Raw genomic sequence first — 24,324 nt, 5'->3', positions numbered from 1 at the left:
GTCAGAAGGCCGGGCGGTCGTTGAGGATGCGCTGGAACAGGCGGCAGTCCTGCCACCTGCCGTCGATCTCGAGGTAGCGGTCGGCGGTGCCGTACGGCTCGAAGCCGGTCTTGACCAGCACGTTCTGCGAGGCCGCGTTGTCGAGCAGGGTGCTGGCCGCGATCCGGTGCAGCCGCAGCTCCTCGTCGGCCAGCCGGCACACCTCCCGCACGGCGCCGGTGGCCAGGCCGCGCCCGACATAGTCGCCGTCCACCCAGTAGCCGAGGTCGGCGCTCAGCCAGGGGCCGCGGACGATGCCGCTGAGCGTCGCGCGGCCCACGATCTCGTCGCCGTCCGCGAGCACCCACGGCATCGCCCGGCCCTGCGCCTGCTGCTCCAGCACGTCCATGAGCCGCTTGGCCTGGCCCTCCAGGGTGAAGAACTCGGCGGGCCTGCGGGGCTCCCACTGTTTCAGGTGCTCGCGGTTGCGGTCGTAGGAGCGTTGCAGGGCCTCGGCGTCCTGCTCGGCGGCCGGTCGCAGGATGACGCCGTCCGCTAGGGGTACCTCTTCGATCATTCGCCCCACGATAGGGGATTCAGGCGGTGCGGCCGATGGCGTCGGTGACGGACTTGAGGCCGTGGCGGCGTACGCGCCTGGAGAGCTGGCGGTGGATGCGCGAGGCCCAAAGCGGGCCGCCGTAGATCCAGCCCGTGTAGCCCTGGACCAGGCTGGCCCCGGCCAGCAGGCGCTCCCAGACGTCGTCCACGTCCTCCACCCCGCCGACCGACACCAGCGTGAGCCGGTTGCCGACCCTGGCGCGCAGGCGCCTGAGCACCTCCAGGGAGCGGCCCTTGAGCGGGCGGCCCGACAGCCCGCCCGTCTCGCCGCCGTGCCTGATCGTGGTGTTGGTGGCGATGATCCCGTCCAGGCCCAGCTCCACCGCCAGGTCGGCGACCGCGTCGACGTCCTCGTCCGCGAGGTCGGGCGCGATCTTCACCAGCAGCGGGGTGGGGCGGGGCGTGCCGTCCGCGACCTCCTTGACCGCCGTGAGCAGCGGCCGCAGCAGCGAGACCGCCTGGAGGTTGCGCAGCCCCGGGGTGTTGGGCGAGCTGACGTTGACCACGAGGTAGTCGGCCAGCGGCGCGAGCTCCCTGGCGCTGGCCACGTAGTCGGCCACGGCCTCCGACTCGGGCACCACCTTGGTCTTGCCGATGTTCACGCCGACCACGACGGGGACGCCGCGGGCGCGGCGCAGCCTGCGGGCCGCGGCGGTCGCCCCGGCGTTGTTGAAGCCCATCCGGTTGATCACCGCGCGCTCTGGCAGCAGCCGGAAGAGGCGCGGGCGTGGGTTGCCCGGCTGGGCGTGCGCGGTGATCGTGCCGACCTCGACGTGCCCGAAACCGAGCGCGGCGATGCCCTCGGCGCACGCGGCGTCCTTGTCGAACCCGGCGGCCAGGCCGAGCGGGCCCGGGAAGTGCACGCCGAACGCGGTCACCCGCAGGGCCGGGTCGCGGGGCGCGAGCGCGCGGAAGAGCAGCCGCTTGACCACGGGCAGCCGCGCGAGGAGCGCGAGGGCGCTCACGGTGAGATGGTGCACGGCCTCGGCGTCGAAACGCCGCAAGACCTGCGTGAACACGAGGCGATACATCACGCGTCAGGCTACCAACCCGGCCTCGTGGGCGATTATCGCGGCCTGCACCCGGTTGCGGACGCCGAGCCGGGTGAGGATGGCGCTCACGTACGCCTTGACCGTGCCCTCGACGATGTGCAGCTCGCGGGCGATCTCGGCGTTGGACATGCCCGCGCCGAGCAGGGCCAGCACCTCGCGCTCGCGCTCGGTGAGCGCGCTGACGCGCTCGCGGGCCAGCGCCCCCTTGCTCATCCTGCCGCCCGCGAGCTGCGCGATCACCCGCTGGGCGACCCTGGGCGACAGGTACGCGGCCCCGTCGGCCACCGCGTGGATCCCGGCGATCAGCTCGCGCGGGTCGCCCGACTTGAGCAGGAACCCGCTCGCCCCGATGTCGAGCGCCTTGGCGATGTAGTCGTCCTCTCCGAATGTGGTCAGCATCACCACGGCCGTGTCCGGCGCGACCCGGCGCATCTCGCTCGCCGCGCCCAGGCCGTCGAGCCTGGGCATGCGGATGTCGAGCAGCGCCACGTCGGGGCGGTGGCTGATGGCCAGGTCGACGGCCTGCCTGCCGTCGCCGGCCTCGGCCACCACCTCCAGCGACGGGTCGGCGGCGAGGATCGCTTTGACCCCGGCCCGGATCATGGCCTCGTCGTCGGCCAGGAGTACACGGATCACGCCCTCTATATTGCCGATATGGCACAGGTGAAGGTGTACGGGCGCAGGGATGTGTGGGCCGGGCGGCAGCGGGAGATCTCCGATCTGGTGCAGTCGTGCCTGGTGAGCGCTTGGGGTCTGCCGCCGGAGAAGCGGTTCCACCGGTTCCTGCTGCTCGACGCGGACGACTTCGTCTGCCCTGGGCGTAGCGACGATTACCTCATCATCGAGGTGATCTGCTTCACAGGCCGCAGCGACGACGCCAAGCGGGCGCTGATCCGGGAGATCTACGAAAAATCCGGCTACGATCCTGAGGACGTCGAGATCACGATCATCGAGATGCCCAAGGCGAACTGGGGGATCCGCGGTGTGCCCGCCGACGAGCTCACCCTCTCGTACAAGGTCGAGGTCTAGCTGACGGTATGGTCCGACTCATGAGCACTCACTATGACGTCGTCGTTCTCGGCGCGGGTCCGGGAGGGTACACGGCCGCCGTCCGCGCCGCCCAGCTCGGGCTGCGCGCCGCGGTCGTCGAGGAGAAGTACTGGGGTGGCGTCTGCCTGAACGTGGGCTGCATCCCGTCCAAGGCGCTGTTGCGCAACGCCGAGCTGGCCCACATCTTCAACCACGAGGCCAAGACGTTCGGCATCAGCGGCCAGGTCACCTTCGACTACGGAGCGGCCTTCCAGCGCAGCCGCAAGGTGGCCGACGGGCGGGTCAAGGGCGTTCACTACCTGATGAAGAAGAACGCCATCACCGAGTACGACGGTCGCGGCACGTTCCTGGACGCGAACACGCTCCAGGTGAACGGCGAGACGATCACGTTCTCCAATTGCATCATCGCGGCGGGGGCGACCACCCGCCTGATCCCGGGCACGCGGTTGTCCGAGCGCGTGGTGACGTACGAGGAGCAGATCCTCACCGAGGAGCTGCCGGAGAGCATCATCATCGCGGGCGCCGGCGCCATCGGCGTGGAGTTCGCGTACGTGCTGCACAACTACGGCGTCAAGGTGACGATCGTGGAGTTCCTCGACCGGGTCGTGCCGCTGGAGGACGTGGAGGTGTCGGCCGAGCTGGCCAAGCGCTACAAGCGGCTCGGCATCGAGGTGCTGACCTCGACCCGCGTGGACGCCATCGAGGACACCGGCGCCTCCGTCAAGGTCACCGTCACCAGGGGCGACCAGACGCAGGTGCTCGAGGCCGACAAGGTGCTGCAGGCCATCGGGTTCCAGCCGCGCGTCGAGGGCTACGGCCTGGAGAAGACGGGCGTGGCTCTCACCGACCGGGGCGCCATCGCGGTCGACGGGCGTTGCCGTACGAACGTGCCGCACATCTTCGCCATCGGCGACGTCACCGCCAAGCTGATGCTGGCGCACGCCGCGGAGTCCATGGGCATCATCGCCGCCGAGACGATCGGCGAGGCGGAGACCATGGAGCTCGACTACGTGATGATCCCGCGGGCCACGTACTGCCAGCCGCAGGTGGCCAGCTTCGGCTACACCGAGGCGCAGGCGCGCGACCTGGGCTATGACGTGAAGGTGGCCAAGTTCCCGTTCACGGCGAACGGCAAGGCCCACGGCCTGGGCGACGCGAACGGCTTCGTCAAGATCATCAGCGACAACACGCACGGCGAGCTGCTCGGCGCCCACCTGATCGGACCCGAGGTCACCGAGCTGCTGCCGGAGCTCACCCTGGCGCAGCAGTGGGACCTGACCGTGCACGAGGTCGCCCGCAACGTCCACGCGCACCCGACGCTCGGCGAAGCGGTCAAGGAAGCGATCCACGGCCTCGCCGGCCACATGATCAACATGTGATCGGCTCCCAGGCGAAAAGCACGGTCCTCGCATCGGGAGGCACTTCGTGCCATGCGAGTGCTCGGGCCCTGCCTCCCAGGGGCTCCGCCCCTTCGACCCCGGGAAAGCACGGTCCTCACCCAGGAGGCGCTACGCGCCGTGCGATGGTTCGGGCCTGCCTCCCAAGGGGGCGAGCCCCCCTTTCGATCCCCCAAAGGCGCGGTCCTCGCTGACGCTCGGGCGTGCTGATGGGGGATCGGGGCGAAGCCCCGATCCCGGGTGAGGTGACCTGCCGGCCCCCTCACGCTCCCCGGCTGTGGGCCGCGTCCCACATGGGTATGTCATTGCCCACCAAGCTCGCTGGCGGGCAGGTCTGAACCGCCGGATGCTTATGCCGCGGCGGAGGCGGTGCTGGTCGGGCGGGCGGCCGCCGTGCCCAAGGCTCGGGACGGGCGGGTGGAGGTGACCCGTGCGCTACACGTGGCACGTGCCGGCGCGGTCAAGGCGCACACTGCCACCCTCAACCAGCTCGAAGCGCTTCTGGTGATAGCCCCGGCCGGGCTGCGTGAGCAGCTGAGCCGTCTCGGTTGTGCCGCGGGCACCATCGTGGCGGCCTGCCTGTGGCTGCGATTCGCGTCACCCGCTCCATACACCTGCCCTCGTCATCATGGCCTCGAGGACTTTGATCACTGCTCTCCTGCGACGTATCTTGGTCGCTCTCATACGCTCAACCTGGCAGTATCAGGAGGGGGAGGTAGACGCATGAACTTCGATCGGATCACCATCGAGCCTGACAAACTCGAAGGGAAGCCCACCATCCGTGGTCTGCGTATCACGGTGGAGACGGTGGTGCGGCTTGTGGCCGGCGGATGGACCTTCGACGAGATCCTCTCGGACTACCCGGACTTGGAACGGGAGGACATCAAACAGGCGCTTGAGTACGCAGCAGTGTCAACAAATGTCCACTTCTACCGTCTCCGAGAGCCGGCGTGAATTTCCTGGTCGATGAGAACCTCTCGCCCCGCGTTGCTGAGCTGCTGACCAAAGCCGGTCACGATGCCGTCCACGTGCGCGATATCCAGGCGACGAGTGCGCCCGACACCACGATCATGGAACTCGCCGTCGCGGACAGCCGGATCATTATCTCCGCCGACACCGACTTCGGCGCGCTCCTGGCGCATGCCCGTGCGACCGAACCCTCTGTGATCCTCGTGCGAGAGCTGGTGGAGCTTCGTCCACCCGACCTGGTCAACATCATCTCGGCTAATCTCGAGGTTATCGAGCAGCACCTACAGACCGGTGCAATCGCGGCGTTCAGCAACGGAGGCATCCGCGTCCGCGCGCTGCCTCTGCGCTGAAGCCGGCATGATCCACATGCCGGATCAGTGCCAGATGCACGCGGACGGATGGCATACGCACGGACTGCTGGAGAACCGCTCGCCGGAGCGGGTGGACTTCGGTCTTCCTCGACCTTGATGACGAGTTCGTCTATGGGGATGACCTCTTCCTCTGTGGGGGCGGACTCCCCGCTGGGACTCGAGTGTCGTCCCGGTCTTCACGATCAGGGTCAGCTCGCCGAGCGGGCGCCTGAATATGACGCGGAGAGCCGCGGCGCATGCCCAGGCTGCCGACCAGCATCGCGACCATGGCCGCCGGCGCCGCCGTGGCGAATCCCCAATGGAAACCATTCATGGGGGGTCGCAGTGTCCACTATTGGTGCGATTCCCTTTTCGGGCGTGGGTCCCGCTGCTGCGGGAACTTCGACTCAGCCTTTCCGGGACGAGCGCGCTGGCTCGGAGTCGGGCTGGGGCATGGTGTCGGCGCGGAGGGGGGTCTCGCGGATGAGCCAGGAAGCGGCGAAGGAGATCGCCGCGAGGGCGGCGGCGCCGAGGAGGAGGGCGTGCAGGCCGCCGGTGACGGCCTCTCGGACGGCGTCGGCCACGGGGGCGGGCAGGTGCGGCAGTGAGCCGGGCGTCAGTTCGCCGCCCCGCTCCAACCGGTCGGCCGTGCCGGGGCCGAGGCGGTCGGTCAGGTGGGTGCGCATCCGGGCCGCGTACAGGGTCCCGAGCACGGCGATGCCCAGGGATCCGCCGACGGTGCGCAGCAGGGTGACGGTGCCGCTGGCCGCGCCCATGTCGCGCGGGTCGGCGCCGTTGATCGTGATCAGGGTCGTGCTCTGCATCACCAGGCCGATGCCCGTCCCGATGACGAGGGTGAGCGCCGAGGCGGCCGGTGCGGGGGTGGCGGCGTCGAGCAGGAGCAGGGCCAGGGAGCCGGCGGTCATGAGCGCGCCGCCGAGGATCGGGTAGCGGCGATAGCGGCCGTCGCGGCTGATGAGCCGGCCGGTGACCAGTTGCGCGGCGAGCATGCCGAACATCAGCGGCAGCAGCAGCATGCCGGCCGCCGCGGGGGATGCGCCCTGGACGAACTGCATGTACTGGGGCAGGTAGTTGGTCACGCTGATCATGGCGGCGCCGACGAGGAAGCTGAGCACCTGGGCGAGGGTGAAGTCGCGGCCGGCGAACAGCCGGGGCGGGATGACCGGCTCGGCGGTCCGGCGTTCGACGGCGACGAATCCGGCCAGGGTGGCCACGGCGAGCGCGCCCAGGGCGAGGATCTGGGGCGAGGTCCAGGCGTAGGCGGTGCCCGCCCAGCCGGCCAGCAGGGTCAGGGCCACGATGGCGGTGGTGAGCAGGGCCGCGCCGGCGTAGTCGATGCGGGGTCTGACGCGTTCGGCGGGCGGGAGGTGGATCCGGGTGGCGATGATCAGCAGGGCCAGGGCGCCGACGGGCAGGTTGACGTAGAAGGTCCAGCGCCAGCTCAGGTAGTCGGTGAGCAGGCCGCCCAGGAGCGGCCCGCCGACGTACGCGATCGGCATGATGACGCCGATCATCGACTGCAGCCGGCCGCTCTCGCGGGGTGGCACCAGCACGCCGATGATGGCCAGCGCCCCGACCATGAGCCCGCCCGCGCCGAGCCCCTGTACGGCGCGGAAGGCGATGAGCTGGCTCATGTCCTGCGACAGGCCGGCCAGCCCCGACCCGGCCAGGAAGAGCGCGATCGCGCCGATGAAGGTCGCCTTGCGGCCGAACAGGTCGCCCACCTTGCCCCAGATCGGGGTGGTGGCCGCCGTGGCGAGCAGGTACGCGGTGACCACCCAGGGCAGGCGGTCCAGGCCGCCGAGGTCGCCCGCGATCGTGGGCAGCGCGGTGCCCACGATCAGGCCGTCCAGCATGGCCAGGAACATGCCGAGCAGCAGGCCGAACACGCCGACGTAAAGAGATCGGGTCATGACGCGTCACGCCGCGTACGGCCGGACGGACTTGGCCTCGCGCAGGGCGTGCGCCCACCAGGCGAGCCGGTCCAGCATCACCTTGGCGGCGGGCTCGACGGCCGGGTCGACCGCCTGGCCCGCGCCGTCGAACTGCTCCCAGACGCGCTGGAAGCCGATGCTGTCACGGATGGTGACCGCGTGCAGCTCGGCCAGGACCAGGCGAAGCTGCTCGACCGCGCGCGTCCCGGCGGAGAAGCCGCCGTAGGAGACGAAGGCGACTGGCTTGGCGTGCCACTCCGGGCCGTGCCAGTCGATGGCGTTCTTCAACGCGGCGGGGAAGCTGCGGTTGTACTCGGGCGTGACGATCACGAAGGCGTCGGCCGCCGCCATCCGCGGTGACACCGCGGCCAGCAGGTCCCTGGCCTCCTGGGAGGCGGGGGGCTGGCCGAGGACCGGGAAGACGGTCGGCAGCGGGGTCTCGACCAGGTCGATCAGGTCGGCCTCCATGTCGCCGCGCTGGGCGAGCTGGTCGACGATCCAGGTGCTCACGACCGTGCCGAGGCGGCCGTCCCGGGTGCTGCCGAGGATGACCGCGACCTTGAGCGGGCTGTCGTTCATGGGAACTCCGTTAGTGTACGGCGTATCTAGCGAGATACAACGTACACATGAGAGTGTACGTTGTCTACTTCGGATACGCTGTATCGCGAACGGAAGGGGAGCCGCATGGCCGTCGAGAAAGAGAAACCGCGCGAGCCGCTCTGGGCGCGCCTGGAACGTCCGGCTCCGGCCCCCCGGCAGACCCTCACGGCGGTACGCATCGCCACGGCGGCGGTCGGGATCGCCGACGCCGAGGGCCTGGACGCCGTCACCATGCGCCGCCTGGCCACCGAGCTGGGCGTCGCGCCCATGGCGCCCTACCGGTACGTGTCAGGCAAGGACGAGCTGCTGGAGCTGATGGTCGACCACGTCTACGAGGGCCTGCGGCTGCCCGAGGGCCTCGGCTGGCGCGAGACCATGCGGGCGCTGGGCCACGGCACCCGCGAGATGATGCTGCGGCACCCGTGGCTGGCCCAGCTGTCCCCGCAGGCCATGCTCGCGCTCACCCCGCGCCGCATGGCCGTCACCGAACGCTCCCTGTCGGCCCTGGCCGGGTCGGGCCTCGACTCCGACGCGATGATGAGCGTGTTCCGCGCCGTGGACGCGTACGCGACCGGCGCCATGGCGTACGAGATCGCCGTGCAGAGCTTCATGGCCCAGCAGGGCTATGCCGACGGCGGCGAGCTGCGCAGCGAGCTCGCGCCGCAGATGAGCTGGCACATCCAGACCGGGCGTTACCTCGCCTTCGAGCACTACCTGAAGACGGCCGCCCGCAAGGACGACGCGCTCTGGCGGTTCGAGACCGGCCTGGACTACGTCCTCGACGGCATAGCCGCCAGGCTGGGCGTCTGAGCGGCCAGTCTGAGCGGCCAGTCTGAGCGGCTACGTCTGAGCCGCCAGGCTGGGCGGCTGAGGGGCTACCGGTAGCGGGCGAGGGCCATGCCTGCTACCGGTAGCGTGCGCGGCCCTCGCCCGGCACCACTTCCCCGAGCACCCAGGCGTCCAGCCCGCGTGCCCCCAGCACCCTGACGGCCTCGTCCGCCGCGTCGGCGGCCACGATGGCCGCCATGCCGACCCCGAGGTTGAACGTACGGTCCATGTCCTTCTGGGCGATCTGCCCGTGCCCGGCGAGCACCCCGAACACGGCGGGCGGCGTCCAGGAGGACCGGTCGAGCACGGCGTCCAGGTGGCCCGGCAGCGAGCGCGACAGGTTGCCCTCGATGCCGCCGCCGGTGATGTGGGCGTAGGCGTGCACGTCGACGGTCCGGGCCAGCTCCAGGCAGTCCAGGGAGTAGATCCGGGTCGGCTCCAGCAGCTCCTCGCCCAGCGGGCGCCCCAGCTCGGGCAGGACGGTGTCGAGCGACAGGGAGGCCTCGCGCAGCACGTGGCGCACCAGGGAGTAGCCGTTGGAGTGGATCCCGGAGGAGGCCAGCCCCAGCACCACGTCACCCGCCACGACCCGGGAGGACCCCAGCATGGCGGCGGCCTCCACGACGCCCGTCCCGGCGCCCGCCAGGTCGTACTCGTCCGGCCCCATGGCCCCGGGGTGCTCGGCCGTCTCGCCGCCCACCAGCGCGGCCCCGGCCAGGCGGCAGCCCTCGGCCACGCCGCCGACGATCTCGGCGACGCGCTCGGGCACCACCTTCCCGCAGGCGATGTAGTCGGTCATGAACAGCGGCTCGGCCCCGCACACCACCAGGTCGTCGAGGACCATGCCGACCAGGTCGATGCCGATGGTGTCGTGCTTGCCGTAGCGCTGGGCGATCATGACCTTGGTGCCCACGCCGTCGGTGGAGGTGGCGAGCAGCGGCCGCTCGTAGCGCAGGAGCGCCGAGGCGTCGAACAGCCCGGCGAACCCGCTGGCGTCGTCGACCACCTCGGGCCGCCGCGAGCGCGCCACCTTGCTCTTCATCAGGTCGACGGCGCGCTCGCCCGCCGCGATGTCGACGCCCGCGGCCTCGTAACTACTCACGCAGCCTCCTTCGTCGGCAGCGTGAGCAGAGTACTGCTGTGTTTACTGGTTCGCTCGCTACGCTCGCTCACGCTTTGCTCTCCAACACGAACTTGCCCACGTTGTCCTGGTCGATGGGGATCGGGTAGGAGCCGTCGAAGCAGGCCCGGCACAGGCGCTCCGCCGGAATGGTGGTGGCCTTGGTCAGGCCCTCCAGGGAGATGTAGCCGAGCGAGTCGGCGCCGAGCGAGGCGCGGATCTCCTCGACCGACAGCGACCCGGCGATCAGCTCGGCCCTGGTGGCGAAGTCGATGCCGTAGAAGCACGGCCAGGCCACGGGCGGCGAGGAGATGCGTACGTGCACCTCCTTGGCCCCGGCCTCGCGCAGCATCCGGACGATGGCCCGCTGGGTGTTGCCGCGCACGATCGAGTCGTCCACGACCACCAGCCGCTTGCCCTCGACCACCTCGCGCAGCGGGTTGAGCTTCAGCCGGATGCCGAGCTGGCGGATGGTCTGCGAGGGCTGGATGAACGTGCGGCCCACGTAGGAGTTCTTGACCAGGCCCTGCCCGTACGGGATCCCGCTCTCCTCGGCGTAGCCGACGGCCGCCGGGGTGCCGGACTCGGGCGTGGGGATGACCAGGTCGGCCTCGACCGGGTGCTCGCGGGCCAGCACGCGGCCCACCTCGACCCTGGTGACCTGGACGCCGCGCCCGGCGATGGTGGTGTCGGGGCGGGCGAGGTAGACGTACTCGAAGAGGCAGCCCTTGGGCTCGGCCAGCGCGAAGCGGCGCGACCTGACGCCGCGCTCGTCGATGGTCAGCATCTCGCCCGGCTCGATCTCGCGGACGAACGTGGCGCCCACGATGTCGAGGGCGGCCGTCTCGGAGGCCACCACCCAGCCGCGCTCCAGCCGGCCCAGGACCAGCGGGCGGATGCCCTGCGGGTCGCGGGCCGCGTAGAGCGTCTTCTCGTCCATGAACACCAGCGAGTAGGCGCCCTTGACCTGCGGCAGCAGCTCCGCCGCGGAGTCCTCGATGGAACGCGTGCGGTCCTGCGCGAGCAGCGTGGTCAGGACCTCGGTGTCGGTCGTCGCGCGGGTGGAGCCCGGGGCCAGGCGCTGGGCCAGCTCCGGGGTGTTGATCAGGTTGCCGTTGTGGGCGAGCGCGAGGCCGCCGACGTCGGTGGAGCTCAACGTGGGCTGCGCGTTCTCCCACACGCTCGATCCGGTGGTGGAGTAGCGGCAGTGTCCGATGGCCAGGTGGCCGCGCAGGGTGCTGAGCACCGACTCGTCGAAGACCTGGGCGACCAGGCCCATGTCCTTGTAGACGAGAATGCGGCTGCCCTCGCTGACCGCGATGCCCGCGGACTCCTGGCCGCGGTGCTGCAACGCGTACAGCCCGTAGTAGGTGAGTTTGGAAACTTCCTCGCCCGGAGCCCAGACGCCGAAGACGCCGCAGGCGTCTTTAGGAGCGCGGTCATCGAGGTCCAGGTCATGGCCGAGCCGGCCGTCGCCCTTCAGCACATGCCTCAGTTTAGGTTGGCCGCTTTGGTGCTCGCACACTCGGGGGCGATATCACCGCCCTCCGCGGCGGCGTTCAGCCCGCCAGGGCAGCGTGCGCCTGGCGAAGTGTCTGCGGTTTTGGCACACGATGACCCAAGTATCGAGGCCCTTTTACCGTGTCGCGTGGTTTAGCCGACCCTCTCCGCGAAAGGGTGAAGTATCCGGCAGTAGAACCCGTCGGGGAGACGCATGACCACACCTGGGGACCCGAACGAGCCCCGCCCGGGGCAGGACCCGAGCGAAGGCCGTCGGGAAGAGGAAGAGCCCGGCCGGCACACGCCCGAGTGGTGGCGCGACGGCGAGCCGGAGGAGGAACGGCGGGAGCCCGCTCAGGAGGGCGAGGAGCCGATCGCCCCCGCGCCGCCCGTCGTGCCCCGGCCCGACGTGCCGCCCACGCACGAGCCCAGGCCGGGCGGCGAGCCGACCCATCCCGACCTGCCCACCTCTCCGGAGACCCCGCCGCCCACAGAGGGCGACGCCGGAAGGCCCCAGGCCCCGCCGCCCACGGGCGGCGATGCCGAGGAGACCCAGGTCATCCCGCCCACCCGTGGTGATGCCGAGGAGACCCAGGCCATCCCGCCCACCAGGGGCGATGCCGAGGAGACCCAGGCGTATCCGATCCCCGGGGCCACCCCGCCGTACCCCGGCTGGGGAGGCGCCCAGGGGGAGCCGCCGGCCAGGCCGGCGCCGTCCCGCTACGAGCAGGGCGACCGGCCGCCCTACCTGGCCCCGGACGAGGGAGCGCTGGACGACGGCGGCACCTACCGGGGCACCGCACCGCAGGAGCCGGCCGTCCCCGGCACGATGCCCTCCAGCCCGTACGGCGGCCCGCCCGGCTACGGCCCGCCCCCTTACGGCGCCCCCTACCAGCAGGCCCAGCCGGGCAGCGGCCTGGCCACGGCGTCGCTGGTGCTCGGCGTGGCCAGCCCCTTTCTCGTCTTCGTCTGCTTCACCGGCTTGATCACCGCGATCCTGTCGATCGTCTTCGGCTGCGTGGCGCTCGCCAAGCGCGTCGGCAGGGGCCGCGCCATCGCCGGCATCGTGATCAGCGCGCTCTCGCTGGTCCTGTTCGCGATCGTGGCCATCTGGTTCTGGAAAGTGGTGCAGGAGTGCGCCCCCCTGCCCAGCCCGCTCGCGGACAAGTGCTTCCAGGACAAGTTCCCCTGGATGGGCGTCCGCCGATAAGGAAGGCCGATAAGGAAGGCCGACAGGAAGCTAGAGCGGCAGGTGCTCTGACAGGTCCGCCCGCGACCCGCTGGCGGACACCAGGTTCTTCGCCATCGCCTCCGCCCAGGTGAGGCGGCCCAGGGCCAGCTCCATCCAGGTGCGCCCGTCCATCTCGACCACGTTCGGCGGCGTGCCCCGGGTGTGCCGGGGCCCCTCGACGGCCTGGACGGCGGCGTACGGCGGCACGCGTACCTCCACGGTCCTGCCGGGCGCGGCGGTCGCCAGCCGGTCGAGCAGATAGCGCACCGCCTGCCTGGCCGCGGCCCGCTCGGGTTGGAGCCCCCGGTCGTAGGCGGCCAGCACGGCGGCCACGAGCGCGTCGGGCAGCGCTGACGCGGGACCGTCGTAGGGAGGCTCGTCGAGGGCGACGAGCTGGCCGTCGAGCGCCGATCTCAGCTTTTCCTGATCCATTTTGCGTGGTGGCACCCCACCATTGTCTCCCTGGAAGCGTTCATCAAGACGGAGGTCATCGTTCACCTCCGGTTTTGACAACGGCCGTAGCGTGCCCGCCGTACAACCGCGCACTTTTATGGAGGATCTGTGGCGAACTCGAATGCGGGCGGGCGGCTCCTGCCGCTGCTCACCACCCCGCACAAGGGCGGTCGCTCCGCGATGACGTGTCAGTTCCGCTGCGGGAACGCGTGCGCGCATGACGTGGCGAACACCAGTGACAACACCTATTTCGGCGATGTGGTGAAGGAGGCGCTGTCGCGCCGCGGCGTGCTGCGCGCTGGTGCGCTCGGCGCCCTGGTGGCGGGCGCGGGCATCGCGGGGGCCGTGCCGGCCCTGGCCGACGACCCCGAGACGCAGGCGGCCGAGCTCGCCCGCGGCGGGAACTCCGGCGACCTCCGGTTCACCCCGGTCGCGCCGAACAAGGACGACAAGTTGACCATCCCCGACGGCTACCGCTCCTCCGTGGTCGTGCGCTGGGGTGACCCCGTCGTGGCCGGCGCGCCGGCCTTCGACTTCAACAACCAGACCGCGGACGCGCAGGCCAAGCAGTTCGGCTACAACTGCGACTACGTGATGCTCCTCCCGATGGGCCGCGACCGCGGCCTGCTGTGGGTGAACCACGAGTACACCAACGAGGCCCTGATGTTCCGCGGTTACACGGGCGGCGCCGCCGCGACCGAGGAGCAGATCAAGATCGCGCTGGCCGCGCACGGTGGCTCGGTCGTGGAGGTCGAGCGGGCCGGCGCCGGCGAGTGGAAGCTGGTCACCAAGGGCCGCCGCCGCTACAACCGCCGCATCACCGCCCAGACCCGCATGAAGTTCTCGGGCCCCGCGGCCGGGAGCGACCTGCTCAAGACGGCCGCCGACCCCCAGGGGCGCAACCCCGTCGGCATGCTGAACAACTGCTCGGGCGGCACCACCCCTTGGGGCACCGTGCTGACCGCCGAGGAGAACTTCGACCAGTACTTCGTCAACGGCGACAAGGTGCCCGCGGAGCAGAAGCCGTACATCACCCGTTACACCATCACCACCGGCACCCCGTCGAGCAGCCGCAGGTTCGACCGGGTGGAGGAGCGCTTCGACCTGGCCAAGCACCCGCAGGAGGCCAACAGGTTCGGCTGGGTCGTGGAGATCGACCCGTTCGACCCCGACTCCACGCCGATCAAGCGCACCGCGCTCGGGCGCTTCAAGCACGAGGCCGCAAACACCACGCTGGCCCGCGACGGCCGCCTGGTCGTCTACATGGGTGACGACTCGCGCTTCGAGTACATCTACAAGTTCGTCTCCAAGAACCGCTACATCCCCGGCTTCGACCGGCACAACCGGACGCTGCTGGACGAGGGCACCCTGTACGTGGCCAAGTTCACCGGCAACAGCCCCGCCTCCGAGATCGACGGGAGCGGCAAGCTGCCCTCCGACGGCGAGTTCGACGGCTCGGGCGAGTGGATCCCGCTGGTCTCGGGCGACAAGTCGTACGTGGACGGCATGACCGCCATCGAGGTCCTGGTCTACACCCGCCTGGCCGCCGACAAGGTGGGCGCGACCAAGATGGACCGCCCGGAGGACATGGAGCGCAACCCGGTCACCGGCGGCGTGTACGTGGCGCTGACCAACAACACCAACCGCACCGCGGCCCAGGTGGACGAGGCCAACCCGCGCCCGTCGAACAAGCACGGCCACATCCTGGAGATCGTCGAGAAGCGCGACGACGCGGGCGAGAAGACGTTCGCGTGGTCGGTCCCGCTGGTCTGCGGCGACCCGGGCGACCCCACCACCTACTTCGCCGGCTACGACAAGACCAAGGTCTCGCCGATCTCGTGCCCGGACAACGTGGCGTTCGACCGTGACGGCAACCTGTGGATCGCCACGGACGGCAACCAGCTCGGCAGCAACGACGGCATGTTCGTGATGCCCGTACGCGGTAAGGACCGCGGCCACCTGCGCCAGTTCCTCACCGTCCCGTTCGGCGCCGAGACCTGCGGCCCGCTGGTGACCGCGGACCAGCGCAGCGTCTTCGTCGCGGTGCAGCACCCCGGCGAGACCGACGGCGCGACCCCCGACAGCCCCAGCAGCCGCTGGCCCGACGGTGACCAGCCGCGCCCGTCGGTCGCGGTGGTCTGGCACGGCCAGGGCAAGAAGATCGGCGCTTGACCTCAACTTAACTTGAGGCAATAGCGTTCCATGCCATGAGCATGGAGATGACCGCCTGGCACCAGCTGTATTCGATGAACAACCAGAAGGAGCGTCGCCCTGTCTCCAGGGCGACGCTCCGGCGTATCGGCGGGTTCGCGCGCCCGCACCGGCGGAAATTGACGCTGTTCCTGGTGCTCAGCGTGGTGATGGCGGGCTTGGCGGTGGGGTCCCCGCTGCTCGCCGGCCGGGTGGTGGACGCCATCTTCAACAGCGAGCCGCTCGACGTGGTCGTGGTGGTGTCGCTCGCGATCGCGGGCCTGGCCCTCGCGGAGGCGGGGCTCGGGCTGCTCAACCGGTGGTTGTCGGCGGGCCTGGGCGAGGACCTGATCCTCGATCTGCGTACGGCCGTCTTCGACCACGTGCAGAAGATGCCCGTCGCGTTCTTCATGAGGACGCGCACCGGCGCGCTGGTCAGCCGCCTGAACAACGACGTGATCGGGGCGCAGCGGGCGTTCACCGACACGTTGTCCGGCGTGGCGGGCAACGTCGTGACGCTCGTGCTGACGCTCATCGCCATGATCGGCATCTCCTGGCAGATCACGCTGCTCGCGCTCCTGCTGCTGCCGGTCTTCGTGCTGCCCGCCCGGCGGATGGGCACCCGGATCGCCAGGCTGCGGCGCGAGGCGGCCGACCACAACGCGGCCATGGGCACGCAGATGACCGAGCGCTTCTCGGCGCCCGGGGCGACGCTGGTCAAGCTGTTCGGCCGGCCCGCGCACGAGTCGGCCGAGTTCGCCGGCCGGGCCAGGCGGGTGCGTGACATCGGCGTGCGCTCCGCCATGACCCAGTCGGTCTTCGTCACCGCGCTGACGCTGGTCTCGGCGCTGGCCCTGGCGCTCGTGTACGGGCTCGGCGGCTTCTACGCCCTGCGCGACCAGCTCGCGCCCGGCGCGCTCGTGTCGATGGCCATGCTGCTCACCCGCCTGTACGCGCCCCTGACCGCGCTCGCCAGCGCCCGCGTGGACGTCATGAGCGCGGTCGTCAGCTTCGAGCGCGTCTTCGAGGTGCTCGACCTCGAACCGCTCATCAAGGAGAAGCCCGGCGCCCGCGAGGTCCCGGAGGGCCCGGTCGCCGTCGAGTTCGACGACGTGCGCTTCGCCTACCCCTCGGCCGACAAGGTCTCGCTCGCCTCGCTGGAGGAGGTCGCCACGCTCGACTCGCGCGGCGGCGTCGAGGTGCTGCACGGCGTCTCGTTCCGGGCCGAGCCCGGCCAGATGGTGGCGCTGGTCGGCTCGTCCGGCGCGGGCAAGTCCACGATCGCGCAGCTCCTGCCCAGGCTGTACGACGTCGACTCCGGCGCCGTACGGCTCGGCGGCGTGGACGTACGCGACCTGACCGCCGACTCGCTGCGCGACACGCTCGGCATGGTCACCCAGGACGGCCACCTGTTCCACGACACGATCAGGGCGAACCTGCTGCTGGCCAGGCCCGAGGCGGGCGAGGACGAGGTCTGGGACGCCCTCACCAGGGCCAGGCTGGCCGCCCTGATCGAGTCGCTGCCCGACGGGCTCGACACGGTCGTGGGGGAGCGCGGCTACCGCCTGTCGGGCGGCGAGCGCCAGCGGCTGACGATCGCCAGGCTGCTGCTGGCCAGGCCCAGGGTGGTGATCCTGGACGAGGCCACGGCGGCGCTCGACTCCACCTCCGAGGCGGCCGTCCAGGCGGCGCTCGGGGAGGCGCTCGAAGGCCGGACCGCCGTGGTGATCGCCCACCGGCTCTCCACGATCCGCGCCGCCGACCTCATCCTGGTGATCGAGGACGGGCACGTGGTCGAGCGCGGCACGCACGCCGACCTGCTCGCCGCCGGCGGGCGCTACGAGGAGCTCTACCGCACTCAGTTCGACGAGCCCACGGTAGCGGTGGCCTGAGGCTCATCCAGTTGCTCCTCGGAACGGGCTCGCAGCGAGTAGAGGGCGACCGGGACCGCCACCAGCACCACGACGGCCGCGATGACCAGCGTGAACTGGTACGCGTCCAGGAAGGCGAGCAGCGGCGCCTTGTCGCTGCCGCTTTGCCTGGCGCTCAGGATCGCCCCCAGCACGGTGATGCCGAGCAGCCCGAACACCTCGCGTGACACGTTCAGGACGCCCGAGGCCACACCCGTCCTGTCCCGGGGCATGCCGCCGAGGATCGCGGCCGTCAGGGGCACGAGCAGGCCGCCGCCCAGCCCGTACAGCAACAACCAGGGGGTCACGTCGGCGTAGCCGGCGTCGGCACCCACGCCGGAGAGCAGGTAGATCGCGGTGCCCATGAGCGCCATCCCCAGCGCCACCGCGGGACCGATGCCGATGCGCGCGCTGATCCGCTGCGACAGGATCGCCATCACGGCGGTGACCAGGGCCATCGGCACGAACGCCGCGCCCGCCTGGGTGGGGGAGAAGCCGAGCACGTTCTGCAGCCACAGAGCGCTGAAGAAGTAGATCCCGAACACGCCGAACGCCCAGACGCCGCTGGTGAGCAGCCCGCCGCTGAACACCCTGGACCTGAAGAGCGAGATCGCGATCATCGGCTCGGCCGCCCGCGCCTCGACCAGCACGAACGCCACCGCGGCCGCCGCGAAGACGCCGAACGCGGCCAGGATCGACGGCGAGGTCCATCCGGCGCTCTCACCCTCGATGAGCGCATATGTCATGGCGAACAGGGCGAGGGCGGAGGTGGCCAGCCCGGGCAGGTCGATCCGGTGCCGCACGCGGGTGAACGCGGGCCTGACCGCCCACATCGCCAGGCCGAACGTCAGCATTCCGATCGGCACGTTGATCAGGTAGATCCAGCCCCAGTGCAGGTTCTGGCTGATGAAGCCGCCCGTGATCGGCCCGAGCGCCATGGAGAGCGCCCCCGCGGCGCTCCAGACGCCCACGGCCCTGCCGCGCTCGCCGGGGTCGGGGAAGATCTGGCTGATCAGCGTCAGCGCGGTGGGCGTGAGCAGCGCCGCCCCCACCCCCTGCACGGCCCGCGCGGCGATCAGCGCCGCACCGGACGTGGCCAGCCCCGCCGCCAGCGAGGCCAGCGTGAAGACGGCCAGCCCGCCGAGGAACACCCTGCGGGCCCCGAACACGTCCGCCAGCCGGCCGCCGACCAGCATGAGCCCGGCGAAGACCAGGATGTACGAGCTCACGATCCATTCGAGCCCCGAGATCGTCAGCCCGAGCTCCCGCTGGATCGTCGGCAACGCGACGTTGCCCACGTTGTTATCCAAATAAGTCATGAAGGTGCCCAAGGTCACCGCGACCAGCGCCCACCACCGCACGACATCTCCTCCTATACAGCGTACTTGTACGCCGTATAGTTGAACTTGTACGGCGTATAGTTGTCAACCGTGATGGGAAAACTGACCGCGCAGGCGATCGCGGAGCGGGCGCTGGAGATCGGTGACGCCGAAGGGCTCGACACCGTGACGATCCGGCGCCTGGCCACGGACCTGGGCGTGACCCCGATGGCCCTCTACTGGCACTACAAGAACAAAGAGCAGTTGCTCGTCGGCATGGCCGACCACCTGATCGGTGGCTTCGCGCCCAAGCAGGCCGACGAGCGCCCGTGGCGGGAGCAGTTCCGCGACCTGATCGAGGGGCTGATCGGGACGCTGCGCGCGCATCCCTGCGCCAAGAGCGTGATCGAGCAGATCGACCCCATCGAGGTCCCGAACTTCCTGGCCGTCTGGAACCAGGCGCTCGGCCTGGCTCGCGATGCCGGGTTCGGCGTCGACGAGAGCTGCCTGATCAGCAAATACGTGCTGCAGAGCGCCATCGCCATCGCCGACGCCCCCACGCACGCCAAGGCCGTCGACCCGAGCGTGGCCAGGGTCAAGCTGGCGGGCCTGCGGTCGCTGCCCGAGGAGACGTACCCGCACCTGGTCGAGATGGCCTCACCGCTGGTCAGGGGGACGGAGCAGGGGCTGTACGACACGTTCGGCGTCGACCTCGTGCTCGGCGGCATAGAGGCGCTCGCGCCCGAAGGTTAGAGTCTCGATCATGTCCTTCGAGCTGATCTGCGAGATCGAACCTCCCACCAAGCCCGATCTGAAGCACGTCAGGCACCAGATCGGCACAATGAGCAAGATCGCCCACTCGTTCCTCATCCCCGACAACCACATCGGGCGCGCGACGGTGTCGAGCGTGGCGGTGGCGCACGAGGTCGAGGCCATGGGCGGGCGCGGCATCGCCTGCCTCAACTCGCGCGACCGCAACCTGCTGGGCTTCCGCCGCGACCTGCTCACGGCGGCGGCGTACGGGGTGGACCAGTTCCTGTTCGTGTACGGCGACAAGCCCACGAGCGGCAACCGGACCAGCGACCTCACCGTGCGCTCGATGATCGAGGAGGCCCGGGAGTTCTCGCCCGGCATGCGGCTGGGCGCGGCGGCCTCGATGCGCTCGCTGCCGGCGTGGAAGCGCGCGGCCGACTTCCTGTTCCTGCAGGTCGGCTTCTCGCTGGAGGCGCAGCTGCGCTGGCGCGAGACCCACCAGGTGGACGTGCCGGTCTACGCGGGCGTCATGGTGCTGGCCAGCGAGCGCCACGCCAGGATGCTGGCCGCCGCCATCCCCGACATCGACCTGCCGGAGGACCTGATCGCGAAGGTGGCCGCGGACCGCATGGCGGGCGTGGAGGCGGCCTGCGAGCAGGTGCTGGCCCTGCGCGACTCGGGCGCCTTCGACGGCGTGCACCTCATCCCGGTCTCCCGCTACCGCGACGTGGAGTCCAGGCTCTCCGCGGCCCTCTGAGAGCGCGCCAGAGCCGCGAACAGCGCGCCTGCCAGGGCCACGGCGAACAGCACGGCGTACGCGCGCTGGAAGCCGTCCATGAGCTGTCCCACGGCCACCGGTGACAGCCTGGACAACGTGCCCGCGTAGACCTGGGCCCGCAGCCCGGGCCCCACGGCGGCGGTCAGGACACTGAGCGACAGGCCGACGCTGATCACGATGCCGACGTTCATGATCATGACGCGGAAGCCGTTGACCACGCCCAGGCTGCCGGTCGGCAGCGCCCGCATGACCTGGGTGGTGTTGCCGGTCAGGAACGTTCCGCTGCCGCAGCCGGCCACGAACAGGCCGATCCCGATCACCCAGTACGGCGTGGCGGGATCGGCGGTCAGCATCAGCGTCCCGAGCCCGAGGGCGCTGAGCACGGCCCCGCCGATGGACAGCGCGTACGGCGACACCCGCCGCCCCAGCAGGCCCACGATCGGCGAGGCCAGCCCGATCCCGACGGGTACCGGCAGCACGCTCAGCCCCGCCGCGAACGCGTCCACGCCCCTGGCCGCCTGGAAGTACAGCGCCACCACGAGGATCAGCGCCGAGCGGGCCAGGGCGTTGCAGAACGAGGCCAGGTTCGCGTAGGTCAGCAGCCGCCCGCCGAACAGCCGCAGGTCCAGCACCGGGTTCGAGGAGCGCCGCTCGGCCAGGACGATCAGCGGCAGCAGCACCAGGAACACCGCCGCCCCCGTCAGCACCACCGGGCTGGACAACCCGCCCGAGCCCGCCTCCGACAGCGCCAGCAGCACCGCCGCCAGCGCCGCGAACAGCAGCACGTTGCCCAGCGCGTCCACGGGCTCCTTCGGCCGCCTGGGCATCCTGCGCAGGAGCACCGCCCCGACGGTCAGCGCGGCCAGCCCGGCGGGCACGTTCACCCAGAAGATCCACTGCCAGCCCGCGGTCTCCGCGATCAGCCCGCCCAGCGTGGGCCCGGCCAGCTGCGCCACCGACAACGTGCCGATGTAGACGCCCATGCCCTGGCTCAGCCGGTCGGGCGGGAACGCGTCCGTGATGATCACCGTGCCGTTCGCCAGGATCATCGCCGCGCCGATCGCCTGCAGCACGCGCATCGCGATCAGGAACCACACGCCCGGCGACAGCCCGGCCAGCAGCGAGGCCACTGTGAAGATCGCGAACCCCGTCAGGTAGACCTCCCGCCTGCCCAGCAGGTCGGCCACCCGGCCGAAGAACACCAGGCTCGCGGTGTTCACCAGCAGGAACGACAGGAGGATCCACCCCGACTCCAGGGCGTCGGCGTGGAAGTGCCGCACGACCGTGGGGAGGGCGACGTTGAGCGTGCTGCCGGCGATGCCGATGAGCACCAACCCCAGGCTGGTGACCGCGCAGACCTGCCAGGCGTAACGTAATCGGCTGGCGTCGTGAGGAATGACCGCGACCATGCCCTCCACTATGACGTACGGCGTACGTACGGGATCCGGTGGGCGGGGCTAGCGGGCCCTCTTGCGCAGGCCGTCGAGGTCGTGGATCACCACGCGCCGCCGCCCGGTCTCGATGAGCCCCCGGTCGCGCAGCGTGCGCAGCGCCTTGCTGACCGCCTCGCGGGAGGCGCCCGTCCATCCGGCCAGCTCGTCCTGCGACAGGGGCAGCGCCACGCGCACCCCGCTGTTGGTCTTCTCGCCGTACCGGTCGGCCAGCTCAAGCAGGCGCGTGGCGACCCGGCCCGTGGTGTCGAACGCGCCGTACTCGATGCGCTTCCTGTCCGCGTCCCGCAGCCTGCCCGTGACGAGCTGCATGAGCAGCACCGCGATGCGCCCGTGGGCCTCCAGGAACGACGAGAAGTCCCGCACCACGATGCCCGAGATCGGCTCCAGCGCGGTCACCGTCGCCGAGCGGGGCGATCCGTCGATGGCCGACATCTCCCCGAGCAGCGCGCCGGGGCCGCGCACGGCCAGCACGACCTCGGTGCCGGCGCTGGTGTGCGATGAACACTTGACCCGGCCCTCCATCAGCACGAGCACCCAGTCGGACGTGTCGCCCTCGTTGATCACCGTGGTGCCGCGATCCCACCGCCGCGGTCGGCCGGCCGCGCGCAGGGCCGCTGTCTCCTCATCGGTGAGCATGGACAGAAACTCGCCGGACTCTGGCTCCATGCGCACGATTATGTCGTTACGGGAGTCACCCTTCTATTGCAAATCAGTCAGAACATAGGCGGCGACCGGCTCCTCCTTGCCCTTGAGGCTGAGCGGCCCCAGAGGGTTCACGGACGCGCCACGCCCCAGTTGCCTGAGCGTCGTCTCCCCGATGACGACCGTGCCCGGCTCGGCGATGCCCTCCAGCCGGGCGGCCACGTTCACGCAGTCGCCCATGGCGTTGAAGCCGCGCAGCTCCGGGCTGCCGATGTTGCCGACCAGCGCGGGACCGGTGTTGACGCCCACCCGGAACGTCGGCCACGGGACGTCGTCCACCCGCTTCCAGGCCATCTCCTCGGCCACCTCGGCGGCGGCCCGCTGCATCTCCAGCGCGGCCTTGCAGGCGGCCCGCGCGTGGCCCGCCTGGGCGGCGGGGGCGTTGAACAGGGCCAGCAGCGCGTCGCCGACGAACTGCACGATCGTGCCGCCGTTGTTGAGGATGCAGGGGACGGCGGCCGTGTGGTAGCGGTTGAGCATCTCGACGATCTCGCCCGGCGTCACCTTCTCGGAGAACGTCGTGAAGCCCTTGAGGTCGGCGAAGAGCGCGGTCAGCTCCTTGAGCTCGCCGCCCAGCGCCGCCTGCGCCGGGTCGGCCAGCAGGGCGTTGGCCACGTCGGGCGACATGTACTGCCGGAAGAGCGTGTCGAGCTCCTGGTAGAGGCGGGCGTTCTCCAGGGAGATGGACAGCTGCCCGGCCAGCGTGGCGGCCAGCGCCTCGTCCTGGTGCGTGCGCCCGACGGGCACCTCCAGCACGCCCGCCAGGTGGCCCTTGACCGTCAGGGGGAAGGCCAGCAGGTTGTCACGCTTGATGGGCTGGTTGTCGGCGAACTCGTACCCGCGCGAGCCGATCTCCGCCTTGCCCTCCGCGACCAGGCCGATCTTCACGTCGCCGTACGCCTGCCGCACCCGGTCCAGGGCCGTGGCCAGGAGCTGGTCCTCGGGCAGGCCCACCCGGGTCTGGGCGCTCACGGCCACCAGGGCGGCCAGCCGCCCGGACAGCTCGCGCTCGTGGGCCAGCGCCTCGCCCGCCCGGTCGAGCACCGCGACCTGGCTCTCGTTGAGCCGGAACTTGCCCGACATCCGGGTCGCGGCCAGCGGCTCGCCCCGCCGTACGTGCTCGACCAGCTCCTCCAGGGCCTTGTCGTAGTCCTGCTGGATGCGCCGCACGGTCGCCGCCAGCGTCACCGAGTCGAACAGGCCCGCGCTCGACCCCTCCCGCCTGAACTGCAGGTACGCGCTGTAGGCCACGAAGACGAAGGCCAGCGTGAGCAGCACGTGCCACTCCCACCAGGACAGGTGCCAGTTGAGCTGCGACATCCCGGCGACCATGGCCTCGGCCAGCAGCGCGTACGCCGTGATCAGGCTGATGAGCATGGCCGACGGGCGCTTGCGGTGCAGCAGGAACATCATCACGCTCGCCGCGCCGTACAGCAGGACGCCGGGCACGGAGGCCCAGGCCAGCCAGTCGACCGGCGAGGCCATCGGCGGCTCGCTGAGCGGCGTCAGCCCCGGGACCAGCGACGTGATCCCCCAGAGGACCATGAAGCCGAACAGCACCGAGCGGATGAGGTGTTGGGCGTCCAGCACCTTCTTGGCGGCCTCCGCGCCCAGCGGCAGCGCCGAGGCGAACGCGAACGCCGCCGAGACGGAGAGCCCCACCTGCTGGCCCACGTCGAAGCCCAGCGAGCCGATCGGCAGGATGATCTGCGGGGTGGCCAGGCCGTGCATGAAGAAGAAGCCGGCACTGCTCAGGAAGACCATGGACACGAGGAACAGCCGGGCGTCCTGACGACGCCGCGACGCCTCGCTGATCATCACGCCGAGGACCACGTTGATCCCGGCCACGGTGATGATCATCCAGAAGTGGCTGGCGTTGTGCTGCCACATGATGTTGATGTCCGGCTGGGCGAGCAGCAGCCAGAGCCCCAGCAGGGGGAGCACCAGGTGGATTCCCCAGACCACGCCGCGGACGGGCTGGGTGGCCGGAGGCAGGTAGGGGGTTGACACAGACCCGATTATCCACCCGAGATCGACGCCGCCAATGCGTCGTTTTACTCACCGCAGTCGCCGAATCCTGTCAATCCGGTCAGTAACCCTCCGTTTCGTGACAGAT

The 24,324-nt window shown here is 70.5% G+C and carries 22 protein-coding genes; 10 read left to right on the top strand and 12 right to left on the bottom strand.

Features of this window, described 5'->3' with window-relative positions; all coding sequences use genetic code 11:
- Position 1: 1 nt before the first annotated feature.
- The 3 genes from ABZS69_RS53630 to ABZS69_RS53620 are packed head-to-tail and all read right to left on the bottom strand — an operon-like array spanning position 2 to position 2,285.
- The gene (locus ABZS69_RS53630) at positions 2–556 is read right to left on the bottom strand and encodes a GNAT family N-acetyltransferase (RefSeq protein ID WP_355388784.1); all 555 of its coding nucleotides are present in this window, start codon (positions 554–556) and stop codon (positions 2–4) included.
- Between the two features lie 19 nt (positions 557–575).
- Positions 576–1,628: a quinone-dependent dihydroorotate dehydrogenase gene (locus ABZS69_RS53625; RefSeq protein ID WP_355388782.1), complete on the bottom strand. Its 1,053-nt coding sequence runs from the start codon at positions 1,626–1,628 to the stop codon at positions 576–578.
- Positions 1,629–1,634: 6 nt separating this feature from the next.
- Positions 1,635–2,285: a response regulator transcription factor gene (locus ABZS69_RS53620; protein WP_355388780.1), complete on the bottom strand. Its 651-nt coding sequence runs from the start codon at positions 2,283–2,285 to the stop codon at positions 1,635–1,637.
- 18 nt (positions 2,286–2,303) lie between these two features.
- Here ABZS69_RS53620 and ABZS69_RS53615 point away from each other — a divergent pair, with 18 nt between their 5' ends.
- The 4 genes from ABZS69_RS53615 (at position 2,304) to ABZS69_RS53600 (ending at position 5,415) form a co-directional block, all read left to right on the top strand.
- Positions 2,304–2,678: a tautomerase family protein gene (locus ABZS69_RS53615; RefSeq protein ID WP_355388778.1), complete on the top strand. Its 375-nt coding sequence runs from the start codon at positions 2,304–2,306 to the stop codon at positions 2,676–2,678.
- A 20-nt stretch (positions 2,679–2,698) separates the two neighbouring features.
- Positions 2,699–4,078 carry a dihydrolipoyl dehydrogenase gene (lpdA, locus tag ABZS69_RS53610; protein WP_355388776.1) on the top strand — a complete coding sequence of 460 codons (1,380 nt, stop codon included), beginning with the start codon at positions 2,699–2,701 and terminating at the stop codon, positions 4,076–4,078.
- A gap of 741 nt (positions 4,079–4,819) precedes the next feature.
- Positions 4,820–5,050 (top strand): DUF433 domain-containing protein, encoded by a 231-nt coding sequence (locus ABZS69_RS53605; protein WP_355388774.1) that lies wholly within the window; start codon positions 4,820–4,822, stop codon positions 5,048–5,050.
- Positions 5,047–5,415, top strand: coding sequence for a DUF5615 family PIN-like protein (locus tag ABZS69_RS53600; protein ID WP_355388772.1), 369 nt, complete (start codon positions 5,047–5,049; stop codon positions 5,413–5,415). The genes ABZS69_RS53605 and ABZS69_RS53600 overlap by 4 nt, the downstream gene beginning before the upstream one ends.
- A gap of 407 nt (positions 5,416–5,822) precedes the next feature.
- Here ABZS69_RS53600 and ABZS69_RS53595 read toward each other — a convergent pair whose 3' ends face one another.
- Positions 5,823–7,349 (bottom strand): MDR family MFS transporter, encoded by a 1,527-nt coding sequence (locus ABZS69_RS53595; protein ID WP_355388770.1) that lies wholly within the window; start codon positions 7,347–7,349, stop codon positions 5,823–5,825.
- A gap of 6 nt (positions 7,350–7,355) precedes the next feature.
- A complete protein-coding gene (locus tag ABZS69_RS53590; protein WP_355388768.1) occupies positions 7,356–7,949 on the bottom strand; it encodes an NAD(P)H-dependent oxidoreductase in 594 nt (197 codons plus the stop codon).
- A gap of 105 nt (positions 7,950–8,054) precedes the next feature.
- Between ABZS69_RS53590 and ABZS69_RS53585 the strand changes: the two genes are divergently transcribed.
- On the top strand, positions 8,055–8,780 hold the full coding sequence (locus ABZS69_RS53585) for a TetR/AcrR family transcriptional regulator C-terminal domain-containing protein (protein ID WP_355388766.1): 726 nt from the start codon (positions 8,055–8,057) through the stop codon (positions 8,778–8,780).
- A gap of 94 nt (positions 8,781–8,874) precedes the next feature.
- On the opposite strand, the gene purM is transcribed toward ABZS69_RS53585, so the two are convergent.
- Positions 8,875–9,900, bottom strand: coding sequence for a phosphoribosylformylglycinamidine cyclo-ligase (gene purM, locus ABZS69_RS53580; protein WP_355388764.1), 1,026 nt, complete (start codon positions 9,898–9,900; stop codon positions 8,875–8,877).
- A 67-nt stretch (positions 9,901–9,967) separates the two neighbouring features.
- Entirely contained in the window at positions 9,968–11,404 is a 1,437-nt protein-coding gene (gene purF, locus ABZS69_RS53575) for an amidophosphoribosyltransferase (protein ID WP_355388762.1), read from the bottom strand.
- 228 nt (positions 11,405–11,632) lie between these two features.
- Here purF and ABZS69_RS53570 point away from each other — a divergent pair, with 228 nt between their 5' ends.
- Complete coding sequence (locus ABZS69_RS53570; RefSeq protein WP_355388760.1) at positions 11,633–12,628, top strand: hypothetical protein; 996 nt, start codon at positions 11,633–11,635, stop codon at positions 12,626–12,628.
- Between the two features lie 30 nt (positions 12,629–12,658).
- Here ABZS69_RS53570 and ABZS69_RS53565 read toward each other — a convergent pair whose 3' ends face one another.
- The gene (locus ABZS69_RS53565) at positions 12,659–13,081 is read right to left on the bottom strand and encodes a sterol carrier family protein (protein WP_355388758.1); all 423 of its coding nucleotides are present in this window, start codon (positions 13,079–13,081) and stop codon (positions 12,659–12,661) included.
- A 129-nt stretch (positions 13,082–13,210) separates the two neighbouring features.
- On the opposite strand from ABZS69_RS53565, the gene ABZS69_RS53560 reads away from it, so the two are divergent.
- Positions 13,211–15,274 carry a PhoX family phosphatase gene (locus ABZS69_RS53560; RefSeq protein ID WP_355388756.1) on the top strand — a complete coding sequence of 688 codons (2,064 nt, stop codon included), beginning with the start codon at positions 13,211–13,213 and terminating at the stop codon, positions 15,272–15,274.
- A gap of 35 nt (positions 15,275–15,309) precedes the next feature.
- The gene (locus ABZS69_RS53555; protein ID WP_355388754.1) at positions 15,310–17,184 is read left to right on the top strand and encodes an ABC transporter ATP-binding protein; all 1,875 of its coding nucleotides are present in this window, start codon (positions 15,310–15,312) and stop codon (positions 17,182–17,184) included.
- Here ABZS69_RS53555 and ABZS69_RS53550 read toward each other — a convergent pair.
- Complete coding sequence (locus ABZS69_RS53550) at positions 17,151–18,539, bottom strand: DHA2 family efflux MFS transporter permease subunit (protein ID WP_355388886.1); 1,389 nt, start codon at positions 18,537–18,539, stop codon at positions 17,151–17,153. The two genes, ABZS69_RS53555 and ABZS69_RS53550, sit on opposite strands and share 34 nt — an antisense overlap.
- A 96-nt stretch (positions 18,540–18,635) precedes the next feature.
- On the opposite strand from ABZS69_RS53550, the gene ABZS69_RS53545 reads away from it, so the two are divergent.
- Positions 18,636–19,274 carry a TetR family transcriptional regulator gene (locus tag ABZS69_RS53545; RefSeq protein WP_355388884.1) on the top strand — a complete coding sequence of 213 codons (639 nt, stop codon included), beginning with the start codon at positions 18,636–18,638 and terminating at the stop codon, positions 19,272–19,274.
- 10 nt (positions 19,275–19,284) lie between these two features.
- Complete coding sequence (locus ABZS69_RS53540) at positions 19,285–20,031, top strand: methylenetetrahydrofolate reductase (RefSeq protein ID WP_355388752.1); 747 nt, start codon at positions 19,285–19,287, stop codon at positions 20,029–20,031.
- Here the strand turns inward: ABZS69_RS53540 and ABZS69_RS53535 are convergent.
- Genes ABZS69_RS53535 through ABZS69_RS53525 form a run of 3 tightly spaced genes read right to left on the bottom strand, consistent with a single transcriptional unit; the run spans position 19,992 to position 24,218 of the window.
- Positions 19,992–21,461 (bottom strand): MFS transporter, encoded by a 1,470-nt coding sequence (locus ABZS69_RS53535; RefSeq protein WP_355388750.1) that lies wholly within the window; start codon positions 21,459–21,461, stop codon positions 19,992–19,994. The genes ABZS69_RS53540 and ABZS69_RS53535 overlap by 40 nt on opposite strands.
- Positions 21,462–21,509: 48 nt before the next feature.
- Entirely contained in the window at positions 21,510–22,172 is a 663-nt protein-coding gene (locus tag ABZS69_RS53530) for a Crp/Fnr family transcriptional regulator (protein WP_355388748.1), read from the bottom strand.
- 33 nt (positions 22,173–22,205) lie between these two features.
- Positions 22,206–24,218 (bottom strand): adenylate/guanylate cyclase domain-containing protein, encoded by a 2,013-nt coding sequence (locus tag ABZS69_RS53525; protein ID WP_355388746.1) that lies wholly within the window; start codon positions 24,216–24,218, stop codon positions 22,206–22,208.
- Positions 24,219–24,324: the final 106 nt, after the last annotated feature.

Source organism: Nonomuraea sp. NPDC005650 (assembly GCF_040605375.1).
Classification (GTDB): domain Bacteria; phylum Actinomycetota; class Actinomycetes; order Streptosporangiales; family Streptosporangiaceae; genus Nonomuraea.
The sequence above is the reverse complement of the archived record's forward strand: the minus strand, read 5'-3'. Positions and strand labels throughout refer to the sequence as shown.

What these genes read in the sequence shown, in the direction of transcription:
- ABZS69_RS53630 (WP_355388784.1), bottom strand. Translation starts at nt 556, where the DNA reads ATGATCGAAGAGGTACCCCTAGCGGACGGCGTCATCCTGCGACCGGCC.
- ABZS69_RS53625 (WP_355388782.1), bottom strand. Translation starts at nt 1,628, where the DNA reads ATGTATCGCCTCGTGTTCACGCAGGTCTTGCGGCGTTTCGACGCCGAG.
- ABZS69_RS53615 (WP_355388778.1), top strand. Translation starts at nt 2,304, where the DNA reads ATGGCACAGGTGAAGGTGTACGGGCGCAGGGATGTGTGGGCCGGGCGG.
- lpdA (WP_355388776.1), top strand. Translation starts at nt 2,699, where the DNA reads ATGAGCACTCACTATGACGTCGTCGTTCTCGGCGCGGGTCCGGGAGGG.
- ABZS69_RS53605 (WP_355388774.1), top strand. Translation starts at nt 4,820, where the DNA reads ATGAACTTCGATCGGATCACCATCGAGCCTGACAAACTCGAAGGGAAG.
- ABZS69_RS53595 (WP_355388770.1), bottom strand. Translation starts at nt 7,349, where the DNA reads ATGACCCGATCTCTTTACGTCGGCGTGTTCGGCCTGCTGCTCGGCATG.
- ABZS69_RS53590 (WP_355388768.1), bottom strand. Translation starts at nt 7,949, where the DNA reads ATGAACGACAGCCCGCTCAAGGTCGCGGTCATCCTCGGCAGCACCCGG.
- ABZS69_RS53585 (WP_355388766.1), top strand. Translation starts at nt 8,055, where the DNA reads ATGGCCGTCGAGAAAGAGAAACCGCGCGAGCCGCTCTGGGCGCGCCTG.
- ABZS69_RS53570 (WP_355388760.1), top strand. Translation starts at nt 11,633, where the DNA reads ATGACCACACCTGGGGACCCGAACGAGCCCCGCCCGGGGCAGGACCCG.
- ABZS69_RS53565 (WP_355388758.1), bottom strand. Translation starts at nt 13,081, where the DNA reads ATGGATCAGGAAAAGCTGAGATCGGCGCTCGACGGCCAGCTCGTCGCC.
- ABZS69_RS53555 (WP_355388754.1), top strand. Translation starts at nt 15,310, where the DNA reads ATGAGCATGGAGATGACCGCCTGGCACCAGCTGTATTCGATGAACAAC.
- ABZS69_RS53545 (WP_355388884.1), top strand. Translation starts at nt 18,636, where the DNA reads ATGGGAAAACTGACCGCGCAGGCGATCGCGGAGCGGGCGCTGGAGATC.
- ABZS69_RS53540 (WP_355388752.1), top strand. Translation starts at nt 19,285, where the DNA reads ATGTCCTTCGAGCTGATCTGCGAGATCGAACCTCCCACCAAGCCCGAT.
- ABZS69_RS53535 (WP_355388750.1), bottom strand. Translation starts at nt 21,461, where the DNA reads ATGGTCGCGGTCATTCCTCACGACGCCAGCCGATTACGTTACGCCTGG.
- ABZS69_RS53530 (WP_355388748.1), bottom strand. Translation starts at nt 22,172, where the DNA reads ATGGAGCCAGAGTCCGGCGAGTTTCTGTCCATGCTCACCGATGAGGAG.